Origin of the sequence: Vibrio sp. 10N.222.46.A1 (assembly GCF_041473595.1) — a bacterium.
Lineage (GTDB): Bacteria > Pseudomonadota > Gammaproteobacteria > Enterobacterales > Vibrionaceae > Vibrio > Vibrio tasmaniensis_A.
Genome location: NZ_JBFRSN010000297.1, coordinates 1 through 9736 on the forward strand (window position 1 = coordinate 1; position 9736 = coordinate 9736).

Genomic DNA, 9736 nt, shown 5'->3' on the forward strand with positions numbered 1-9736 from the left:
GTTCAGCTACCTTTTACCGTCTTCGGTATGCACACCACTTGGGGTGCTTTCACTTTCCCGTTTATCTTTCTAGCGACAGACCTGACCGTACGTATTTTTGGCGCGCAGCTTGCTCGTAAAATCATTTTCTTAGTGATGTTACCAGCGCTGGCCGTTTCTTATTTATTGTCTGTGGTGTTCTTTGAAGGTTCATTCCAAGGCTTTAGCCAACTAGGCGAGTTCAACTTGTTTGTTGCACGCATCGCAGCGGCAAGCTTCATGGCTTATTTGCTTGGTCAGATCTTGGATGTGCATGTGTTCAACCGCTTACGCCAAATGAAGCAATGGTGGGTTGCGCCAACGTGTTCAACGTTATTCGGTAATGCCATTGATACCATCGCGTTCTTTGCGATTGCTTTCTACCAAAGCCCAGATCCATTCATGGCTGAGCACTGGACTGAAATTGCGTTGGTCGACTACGGATTCAAGCTTATCATCAGCTTAGGTTTGTTTGTTCCAATGTACGGTGTACTTCTAAATTACGTGGTTAAGAAGTTAACCGCTGTGAACCCTGACTTTAAAGCAACGGGCGTTAACGCTTAAGTTTAGATTTGTAACGCAAAGCATTAATGCAGCGATGAGAAAAAGCCCAAGTTAGTAGACTAACTTGGGCTTTTTTAATTTCTAGCGTCAGATACTAATATCAGAGGCATTCAATATTCAATGGCCAGCCAATATCGGTTTGTCTATTCGACTCGATCTCTAGCTCAGCAGCGGTCAGCGGGTTGTCTGCTAGCCATTGCTTAGAAAGCGTCAAGGTCAGATTGTTGTCATCCGTCGTCAGCTTGAACTCAGGCTCAAGCGCTGGATTACGACGGTGAGTCAACAAAATAGCTAAACGCAGAATTCGTAAAATACGCTTGCTGCTGGTACCTGAGATTGCATGTTGTTCAGGCAATGAAGTTAACTGTTCGCGGTAGCGACGTGTTAACTCACCCAAGCAGTGCTTTTGCGCTCGAGTAAAGCCTGGTAGGTCTAAGTTCTGCAGTAGGTAAGCACTGTGCTCGCCGCCTTTTTTGAAATCGATTGTTAAACCAATCTCATGAAGCTTCGCCGCTGTTTGTAATAGCACACCTGCTTGAGGTTCAGAAACCCACGTTTCGGCGCCCGCTTGCTCTAATAGAGTCTGTGCGACTACAGCAACTTGTTCACTGTAGCTTACGTCCATTTGGTAGCGTGATTGCACGCTCTTAATGGTACGAGCGCGAATATCTTCTTGGCGAAACTCATCAACCATCTCGTAGGCGAGACCTTCACGGAGTGCGCCGCCAGCGAGTGTCATTGAATCAATTTCAAGCAGCTCAAAAATCGCGATAAGAATAGAAAGACCACTTGGGAACACTAGTGCGCGCTCAAGGGTTAAGCCTTCAATCTCAAGCTCTTCTAAGCGCTCTGTAATCATCGCTTGTTTTTGTAGACGCTTGAGTTTTGCATGAGTAATAACTTCATCCATGCCTTGCGCCAACATGATTTCTTGCAGCGCTTGAACGGTACCACTGGCGCCAACACACACATCCCATCCGATATCAGTGTAGCTATCTAGGATAGGAGCTAACGTAGACTTAGCCGCTTCAATGGCATTGTTGAAGTTGGTTGCGGTTAATTGGCGATCTTTAAAGTGGCGTTCAAGCCAAGTAACACAACCCATCTTCAGGCTGGTTAAGGCTTTGGCTGAGAAACCTTCACCGATGATCATCTCGGTACTTGCACCACCAATATCAACCACTAGTCGGCGGCCGCTGCCACCAGAAGTGTGTGCTACGCCTTTATAGATAGTCGCAGCTTCTTCTTCACCAGAGATAACATTGATGTCGTAACCAAGGATCTGGTTCGCTTTCGCGAGAAATATATCCACATTGATAGCGGTACGTAGGGTCGCTGTACCAACAATGCGGATATTTTCTTTCGGAATATCTTGCAGTCGCTCTGTAAAGAGACTCAAACAGTCCCAACCGCGCTGCATGGCTTCAGTACTAAGCGCATTATTTTCATCTAAGCCTGCAGCTAAACGAACTTTGCGCTTAATTTTAGCCATGGTTTGTACGCTGCCATCGATATGACGCACAACGAGCATATGAAAACTGTTCGACCCGAGGTCGATTGCAGCATAAAGCGGTGGTGACACTGTTTGACTCATAAGCGACTAAGCTTCCTTGTTATGACGCGGTTGGCGTGGGCGACGGTTCTGGTTTGGTTTCCGGTTACCGTTGCGTGGGCCATTGTTGTTTGAGCGGCGTTGTTGCGGGTTACGTGTACGTAAGCGCATCGGTGCTGGCAGATCTTCCAGTAGTGCAGAAGCATCGTAGTCAGACATTGGGATAGCGTGCTCAATGTATTCTTCGATTGGTGGCAAGTTGATTGCGTAATCTTCACAAGCAAAGCTGATCGAGTGACCGCTTTCACCAGCACGACCTGTACGGCCGATACGGTGAACGTAATCTTCACAATCGTCAGGTAGGTCAAAGTTGAATACGTGTGTTACTTGAGGGATGTGTAGGCCACGTGCTGCAACATCCGTTGCGACAAGCAGGTCAACATCGCCTTTAGTGAATTGCTCAAGAATCTTTTCACGTTTCTTCTGAGGAACATCGCCAGTTAGTAGGCCAACACGGTGACCATCGGCAGCCAAGTGGCCCCAAACTGATTCACACTTGTGCTTAGTGTTAGCGAAGATGATTGCGCGATCTGGCCACTCTTCTTCGATTAACGTTTGTAGAAGAGCCATCTTATGTTCGTTAGAAGGGTAGAACAGCTCTTCTTGAATACGGTGACCAGTCTTACGCTCAGGTTCAACAACGACATGCTCTGGGTTGTGCATGTGTTCGAATGCAAGTTCTTGTACGCGGTAAGACAGCGTCGCAGAGAACAGCATGTTTAGGCGATCTTTTGGCTCAGGCATACGACGGAACAAGAAGCGGATGTCTTTGATGAAACCAAGATCGAACATGCGATCAGCTTCGTCAAGAACAACGGCTTGAATGTGGTTAAGGTTAAATACCTTTTGCTTGTAGAAATCGATGATGCGGCCAGTCGTACCAATTAAGATATCAGCGCCTTCTTCGATCTTACCTAGTTGCTTATCGTAGCTTTCGCCACCGTAAGCTAATGCTGCCTTGATACCTGTGCTTGCAACCAGAGAGTCAGCATCGTTGTAGATCTGAATCGCGAGTTCACGCGTTGGTGCCATAATAATCGCACGTGGCTGGTTAGGCTTACGGCCTTCATGCTCAGGTGTTTTTAGCAGGTGATTAAAAGTAGCAGTAAGAAACGCAAGCGTTTTACCAGTACCCGTTTGGGCCTGGCCTGCAATGTCTTGGCCGGTGAGCAGTACCGGGAGCGCCAAGGCTTGGATAGGGGTACAATAGTCGAACCCTTTTTTCTCCAATCCTTCAATGACTTGCGGAAGTAAATCCAAGTCGGCGAACTTTTGCTCTGTGATATGCGTCTTTTTCATTGCTATAGAATATCAGCTTAAGCTTGCAATACGAAAGTAAATACATTCCAATAGGGCATCTATTTACTGGTTATCATCCAACCAGTTCTAAAAAATACATTGGAGTGGAAGATGAGTGATAAGATTTTGCAGCTAACTGATGACGGTTTTGATAACGATGTAATCAACGCTGCAGGCCCTGTTCTTGTTGATTTTTGGGCAGAATGGTGTGGTCCATGTAAAATGATTGCGCCGATTCTTGATGAAATCGCAAACGAGTACGAAGGTCAGCTCACAATCGGTAAATTAAATATCGACCAAAATGCTGGTACTCCACCAAAATTCGGTATTCGCGGTATTCCAACGCTACTTCTTTTCAAAGACGGTGGCGTAGCAGCAACTAAAGTTGGTGCATTGTCTAAAACTCAACTTAAAGAGTTCCTAGACGCTAACCTATAATCAGGTGAGTATTTGAAAAGAAACCGCGCAGTTAACAAATGCGCGGTTTTGTTTTTTCTAAGCTATGGACTAGTCTTAGTTTTAGTGCTAATTTATCGCACGTTAATTGAACAAATTCTCTTCTTGGTCGAGCCTGTGACCAAATCCTTCTTAACTTAAGAAAACAGACCCTATTTTGACTAAACAAACTTCCACCACTATGAATCTTACTGAACTGAAGAACAGACCTGTGTCTGAACTTGTTAAACTTAGCGAAAGCCTAGGTCTTGAAAATCAAGCTCGCTTAAGAAAACAAGACATTATCTTCTCCATCCTTAAAGCACACGCAAAAAGTGGTGAGGACATCTTTGGTGATGGTGTTCTAGAAATTCTTCAAGACGGTTTTGGCTTCCTACGTAGCGCAGACAGCTCATACCTTGCTGGTCCTGATGATATTTATGTATCACCGAGCCAGATTCGTCGTTTTAACCTTCGTACAGGTGACTCTATTGGCGGTAAAATCCGTCCACCTAAAGATGGCGAACGTTACTTTGCTCTGCTTAAAGTAAATACGGTTAACTACGATAAACCAGATAACGCTCGTAACAAGATTCTTTTCGAAAACCTTACTCCTCTTCACGCCAACGAACGTATGGTGATGGAAGCGGGTAATGGTGCAACTGAAGATATCACAGCTCGTATTCTTGACCTTGCTTCTCCAATCGGTAAAGGTCAGCGTGGTCTGATTGTTGCTCCGCCAAAAGCGGGTAAGACAATGCTTCTGCAAAATATTGCTCAAAGCATTGCTCGTAACCATCCTGAGTGTGAACTCATGGTTCTACTTATCGATGAGCGTCCAGAAGAAGTAACAGAAATGCAGCGCCTAGTTAAAGGCGAAGTAATCGCATCGACGTTTGATGAACCAGCATCTCGCCACGTACAAGTAGCAGAAATGGTAATCGAGAAGGCGAAGCGTCTTGTTGAACACAAGAAAGACGTGGTTATCCTACTGGATTCAATTACTCGTCTAGCTCGTGCTTACAACACTGTTATCCCTTCATCAGGTAAAGTTCTTACTGGTGGTGTTGATGCGAATGCTCTACATCGTCCAAAGCGTTTCTTCGGTGCGGCACGTAACGTAGAAGAAGGCGGTAGCTTAACTATCATCGCAACAGCACTGGTTGATACTGGTTCTAAGATGGATGAAGTTATCTACGAAGAATTCAAAGGTACAGGTAACATGGAACTGCACCTTAACCGTAAGATTGCTGAAAAACGTGTATTCCCAGCGATTGATTTCAACCGCTCTGGTACTCGTCGTGAAGAGCTTCTTACCAAGAACGATGAACTACAGAAGATGTGGATTCTGCGTAAGATTGTTCACCCAATGGGCGAAATCGATGCGATGGAATTCCTTATCGACAAGCTAGCAATGACTAAAACGAACGATGAGTTCTTTGACGCAATGCGTCGTCAGTAGTATTGATTAGCTTATAGTTATTAAAAAGCGCTGCCTTCGGGTGGCGCTTTTTATTTGCATTTTGTAGCGACAGCTTGCAGAATGAGCAAAAGTGTTACGAGGAAGTTAAAATGCAACATGGACTGTTGTCATCATTACTCCTGTCTACTTCACTGTTACTTTCACCGGTTGGTATGAGTTATGCCACCGAGATGTCTCCACTTACAGTAGAGTCTTGGCTTGAGAATGATCAAGTAAAACTGAAAACTGCTGAATTACTCGAGCTTGTCGTGCGTGACGAAGTCAATTCGCTGCGCTTTTCGCTTGAGCGCCTGACATTTCCCCAGCAAGAGGTGGCTCGTTACCGGCTCTTGAAGAAGATCGAACAGCAAGAGATAGTTCTCACCCCTAAGATGTCTATTTTCATAGAACAGCAACTCGCTATCACGCCGACCTACCAAGTATTAGAGCGTGGGGATGGCTACGAGTTTACGGTACCTGCTTTTAATTACCCTTCGATTGCTAATCGACTGATCAAGCAATGGCACCAAGACCAGAAGACACTGGTGTTTGTACTGGATGCAGAAAAGCAGAAACTTAACCTTAATGAGTGGTTGTCAGGGCCTGAGCATCAAGTTCAAACGCGAGAAGCACTACTAATTCGAGAGCTAGACAGTTTGTCTCCTGAAGCGGTTGACTATCTGACTAAGCAACTCACCGCATCTTCTATTGTTAGCTGGTTACCCTCTACCGAGGTGGTAGTTCGATTAGCGCAAGTGAGCGAAGACCCTGAGGTCTATAAGATTCTATGGCGAATGAAGGCCGATTATCATAGCCAAGCAGAGTTAGAGCGACTTGCTAAAACTAAACAAACGTTCGCGTTGGAACAGGTAATGGCAGCGACTAAGAATCCTCGTTTGAAAGATGAAGCGATTACTTTGCTTACCAAGGTGAACCCGCTATCAGAAGAGGTGAAGCAGTTCCTTGTCTCTAGGATGGCGATTGCCGATGAAGCGCCATTAGTCGCCCGTGAATTAGCCAAACAAGGTCACACGCGCTGGTTGCAAGATCTTGTGAATGATAACCCTCAGGTGAAGAGCTCTTTGATCGAGCAAGCATTACCGTAAAGTGGATTTTGCCTCTCAATAACCACACTAAAAAGGGGGATCTCAGCGTCACCCTTTTTGATATACTGAGCGCAGAATAATCAGCATGTAGAAGCCCTATGAGTTTTAAAGATTTACGTGATTTTGTCGACCATCTTGAAAGCATTGGTCAGTTGAAACGCATTTCTCACCCTGTCGACCCAGACTATGAAATGACCGAGATTAGCGACCGTACTCTACGTGCTGGTGGCCCGGCTCTTTTATTTGAAAATCCCGTAGGCTATGACATGCCTGTTTTGACCAATCTATTCGGTACACCTGATCGGGTAGCCATTGGTATGGGGCGTCAAGAGGTCAAAGAGTTACGCGAAGTAGGTAAGTTGCTTGCTTACTTAAAAGAACCTGAGCCACCAAAAGGCTTTAAAGACGCTATCGATAAGCTGCCTGTGTTTAAGCAGGTCTTAAATATGCCAGCTAAGCGTCTTCGTAAGGCGGCCTGTCAACAAGTCGTATGGCAGGGTGATGACGTCGACCTAGATAAAATTCCGGTGATGAGCTGTTGGGCGGACGATGTCGCGCCGTTGCTAACGTGGGGTTTAACGGTTACTCGTGGTCCAAACAAGAAACGCCAAAACTTAGGTATCTATCGTCAACAGAAGATCGGCAAGAATAAAATCATCATGCGTTGGTTGGCCCACCGTGGTGGAGCGCTTGATCTACGTGATTGGATGGAAACCAACCCAGGCAAGCCATTCCCTGTCTCGGTAGCGTTTGGTGCCGATCCTGCCACGATTCTTGGTGCCGTTACGCCAGTTCCAGATACCTTATCGGAATACGCGTTTGCCGGCTTGTTGCGTGGCAGTAAAACTGAGGTCGTTAAATCAATCAGTAACGACCTAGAAGTGCCAGCGAGTGCTGAAATCGTAATGGAAGGTTACATCGACCCGAATGAGTTCGCAGACGAAGGGCCGTACGGAGACCATACTGGTTACTACAACGAGAAAGAAAAGCATCATGTGTTTACTATTACTCATGTAACCATGCGCGAGAATCCGATTTATCACAGTACCTATACTGGCCGTCCACCTGATGAGCCCGCAGTATTAGGTGTTGCGTTAAATGAAGTGTTTGTTCCTATTCTTCAAAAGCAATTCCCAGAAATAGAAGACTTCTACTTGCCACCTGAAGGTTGTTCGTACCGAATGGCGGTAGTGACCATGAAGAAGCAATACCCAGGTCACGCTAAGCGAGTGATGATGGGTGTATGGTCTTTCCTACGCCAATTCATGTACACAAAATTTGTCTTGGTATGCGATGAGGATGTTAACGCACGTGATTGGTCTCAAGTGACCGCTGCTATGTGCGAACATATGGATCCGTCTCGTGACAGCCTGATGATAGAGAACACACCTATCGATTCACTAGATTTCGCATCGCCAGTGGTAGGTTTAGGCTCAAAAATGGGTTTAGACATTACTAAGAAGTGGGATGCGGAGTTGGCACTATCACCTGATGCTAAATCTTTACCTATAGATAGTAAGCATGTTGAAGGTTGCCTAGCTGAGCTAACCGAAACCTTCCCTGAAATTATTGATATTCACTTACAGAATGACAATGCGTGCATGGTCGTTGTGTCTATCGATAAGCAAGCAGCAGGTAATGGTAAGAAAATCATTGAAGCGGTTTGGTCTCAGTTTGATGAGAACAAATTTGTCATCGTGTGTGATAGTGACGTTAACGTCAGTGACTGGAATGACATTGTCTGGGCGGTGACTACAAGAATGGATCCGGCAAGAGATACGTTATTCTTGAAAAACCAAACTGGACACTCAAAAATGGGTCTAGATGCGACGAACAAGTTTGAAGGTGAATGCCTACGTGAGTGGGGTGTTCCAATCACCAAGGATCCAGACGTCGTTAAAAAGATTGATAGCATCTGGGAACAGCTAGGAATCTAATGAGCTTCCAAGTAATCTTATACCCAGAAAATATCAGTTTTACCGTAGAAAAAGGGCAAACGGTTTTGGATGCTGCGCTCAACAGCAATATCAATTTTCCAAACCGTTGCCAAGTTGGTGCATGCGCTATGTGCATGTGCAAAAAATTAGAAGGCCAAGTGAGTTACCACCTTGAACCCATGCTCACAGAGAAAGAGCAGTTACAAGGTTGGATTTTTGCTTGCCAAGCATTTGCAGAAAGTAATTTAGTTCTAACCTTTGCCGATTAAGGGTTAGTGAGAGGAAGAACATGACTATTAAATGTAAAGTGAAATCTATCGAGCCTTTGGCTTGTAACACTTACCAAATCCTACTTCACCCAGAAACACCGGTCGCTTTTAAAGCGGGCCAATACTTGATGGTTGAAATGGGTGAAAAAGACAAGCGTCCATTTTCGATTGCAAGCAGCCCTTGTCGTCATGAAGGCGAGCTTGAGTTACACATTGGTGCAGCTGAGCACAATGCTTACGCTTCAGAAGTTGTTGAGGCAATGAAGAAAGCGCAAGCTGAAGATGGCGACATAGCTATTGATGCTCCGCATGGTGATGCGTGGGTTAAAGAAGAAAGCGATCGCCCTCTGTTACTGATTGCTGGTGGTACTGGCTTTAGCTACGTGCGCTCTATTCTCGATCACTGCATCGCGCAGAACAGTAAAAAAGAGATTCATCTATACTGGGGCGCAAAAGATGAGTGCCAGCTGTATGCGAAAGAAGAGCTTGTCGACATTGCAGCAAAACACAGCAATGTACATTTTGTACCAGTAGTAGAAGAAGCACCTGAAGTTTGGCACGGTCAAACGGGTAATGTACTTGAAGCAATCACGCAAAGTTTCGAATCATTAGCTGATTTTGATATCTACATTGCGGGTCGTTTCGAAATGGCAGGTGCTGCAAGAGACTTGTTTACTCAGAATAAAGAAGCAAAGCGTGACCATATGTACGCAGATGCTTACGCGTTTATCTAAGAATTCTTTTAGATTTAGAGCAAAAAGAGAGCAGAAATGCTCTCTTTTTTCCGTTTAGGTGAACTATTAGGCACTTAAGCTCTATTTATTCATTTTTCATGAAAAAGTAGTTGCTAAGCTGAGTGGGTTCCCTATAATGCCACACCACTGAGACGGCAGACGCCACAAGGCTTCAGCGGTAATCAGTCAGACGGAAAGCGACAAAAAATTAATTTTCAAAAAGTGTTTGACACTGAATGTTAATTCGCTAGAATGGCCGTCCACTTCGAGAGGCTCCTTACTTAAAAGGAACGCTCAACA

9 protein-coding genes are annotated in these 9736 nt (G+C 45.2%); 7 read left to right on the forward strand and 2 right to left on the reverse strand.

Translation table 11 applies throughout. The annotated features are described in order from the left end of the window. Nucleotides 1-582: 7-cyano-7-deazaguanine/7-aminomethyl-7-deazaguanine transporter (locus tag AB4496_RS09840; RefSeq protein ID WP_372130891.1), on the forward strand; the 582-nt coding region annotated here is incomplete at its 5' end. Between the two features lie 100 nt (nucleotides 583-682). Here the strand turns inward: AB4496_RS09840 and gppA are convergent. Next, nucleotides 683-2176, reverse strand: a complete 1494-nt coding sequence (gene gppA, locus AB4496_RS09845; protein ID WP_009848194.1) for a guanosine-5'-triphosphate,3'-diphosphate diphosphatase — start codon at nucleotides 2174-2176, stop codon at nucleotides 683-685. 6 nt (nucleotides 2177-2182) lie between these two features. Continuing rightward, nucleotides 2183-3493, reverse strand: a complete 1311-nt coding sequence (rhlB, locus tag AB4496_RS09850; RefSeq protein ID WP_009848195.1) for an ATP-dependent RNA helicase RhlB — start codon at nucleotides 3491-3493, stop codon at nucleotides 2183-2185. A 111-nt stretch (nucleotides 3494-3604) separates the two neighbouring features. Here rhlB and trxA point away from each other — a divergent pair, with 111 nt between their 5' ends. From trxA to fre, 6 genes are all read left to right on the forward strand, one after another. Next, complete coding sequence (gene trxA / locus AB4496_RS09855) at nucleotides 3605-3931, forward strand: thioredoxin TrxA (protein ID WP_009848196.1); 327 nt, start codon at nucleotides 3605-3607, stop codon at nucleotides 3929-3931. Nucleotides 3932-4130: 199 nt separating this feature from the next. Further along, nucleotides 4131-5390 (forward strand): transcription termination factor Rho, encoded by a 1260-nt coding sequence (gene rho / locus AB4496_RS09860; protein ID WP_009848197.1) that lies wholly within the window; start codon nucleotides 4131-4133, stop codon nucleotides 5388-5390. A 110-nt stretch (nucleotides 5391-5500) separates the two neighbouring features. Beyond that, a complete protein-coding gene (locus tag AB4496_RS09865) occupies nucleotides 5501-6496 on the forward strand; it encodes a hypothetical protein (RefSeq protein WP_009848198.1) in 996 nt (331 codons plus the stop codon). A 98-nt stretch (nucleotides 6497-6594) separates the two neighbouring features. Further along, nucleotides 6595-8433, forward strand: coding sequence for a 4-hydroxy-3-polyprenylbenzoate decarboxylase (ubiD, locus tag AB4496_RS09870; RefSeq protein ID WP_009848199.1), 1839 nt, complete (start codon nucleotides 6595-6597; stop codon nucleotides 8431-8433). Continuing rightward, on the forward strand, nucleotides 8433-8702 hold the full coding sequence (locus AB4496_RS09875) for a 2Fe-2S iron-sulfur cluster-binding protein (protein ID WP_009848200.1): 270 nt from the start codon (nucleotides 8433-8435) through the stop codon (nucleotides 8700-8702). Before ubiD ends, AB4496_RS09875 begins: the two co-directional genes overlap by 1 nt. A gap of 20 nt (nucleotides 8703-8722) precedes the next feature. Further along, nucleotides 8723-9436, forward strand: coding sequence for an NAD(P)H-flavin reductase (fre, locus tag AB4496_RS09880; RefSeq protein WP_009848201.1), 714 nt, complete (start codon nucleotides 8723-8725; stop codon nucleotides 9434-9436). Nucleotides 9437-9736 lie beyond the last annotated feature (300 nt).

Bases quoted from the DNA above. Each gene is read 5' to 3' on its own strand.
- ubiD (WP_009848199.1), top strand. From the start codon at position 6,595: ATGAGTTTTAAAGATTTACGTGATTTTGTCGACCATCTTGAAAGCATT.
- trxA (WP_009848196.1), top strand. From the start codon at position 3,605: ATGAGTGATAAGATTTTGCAGCTAACTGATGACGGTTTTGATAACGAT.
- rho (WP_009848197.1), top strand. From the start codon at position 4,131: ATGAATCTTACTGAACTGAAGAACAGACCTGTGTCTGAACTTGTTAAA.
- gppA (WP_009848194.1), bottom strand. From the start codon at position 2,176: ATGAGTCAAACAGTGTCACCACCGCTTTATGCTGCAATCGACCTCGGG.
- rhlB (WP_009848195.1), bottom strand. From the start codon at position 3,493: ATGAAAAAGACGCATATCACAGAGCAAAAGTTCGCCGACTTGGATTTA.
- AB4496_RS09865 (WP_009848198.1), top strand. From the start codon at position 5,501: ATGCAACATGGACTGTTGTCATCATTACTCCTGTCTACTTCACTGTTA.
- fre (WP_009848201.1), top strand. From the start codon at position 8,723: ATGACTATTAAATGTAAAGTGAAATCTATCGAGCCTTTGGCTTGTAAC.
- AB4496_RS09875 (WP_009848200.1), top strand. From the start codon at position 8,433: ATGAGCTTCCAAGTAATCTTATACCCAGAAAATATCAGTTTTACCGTA.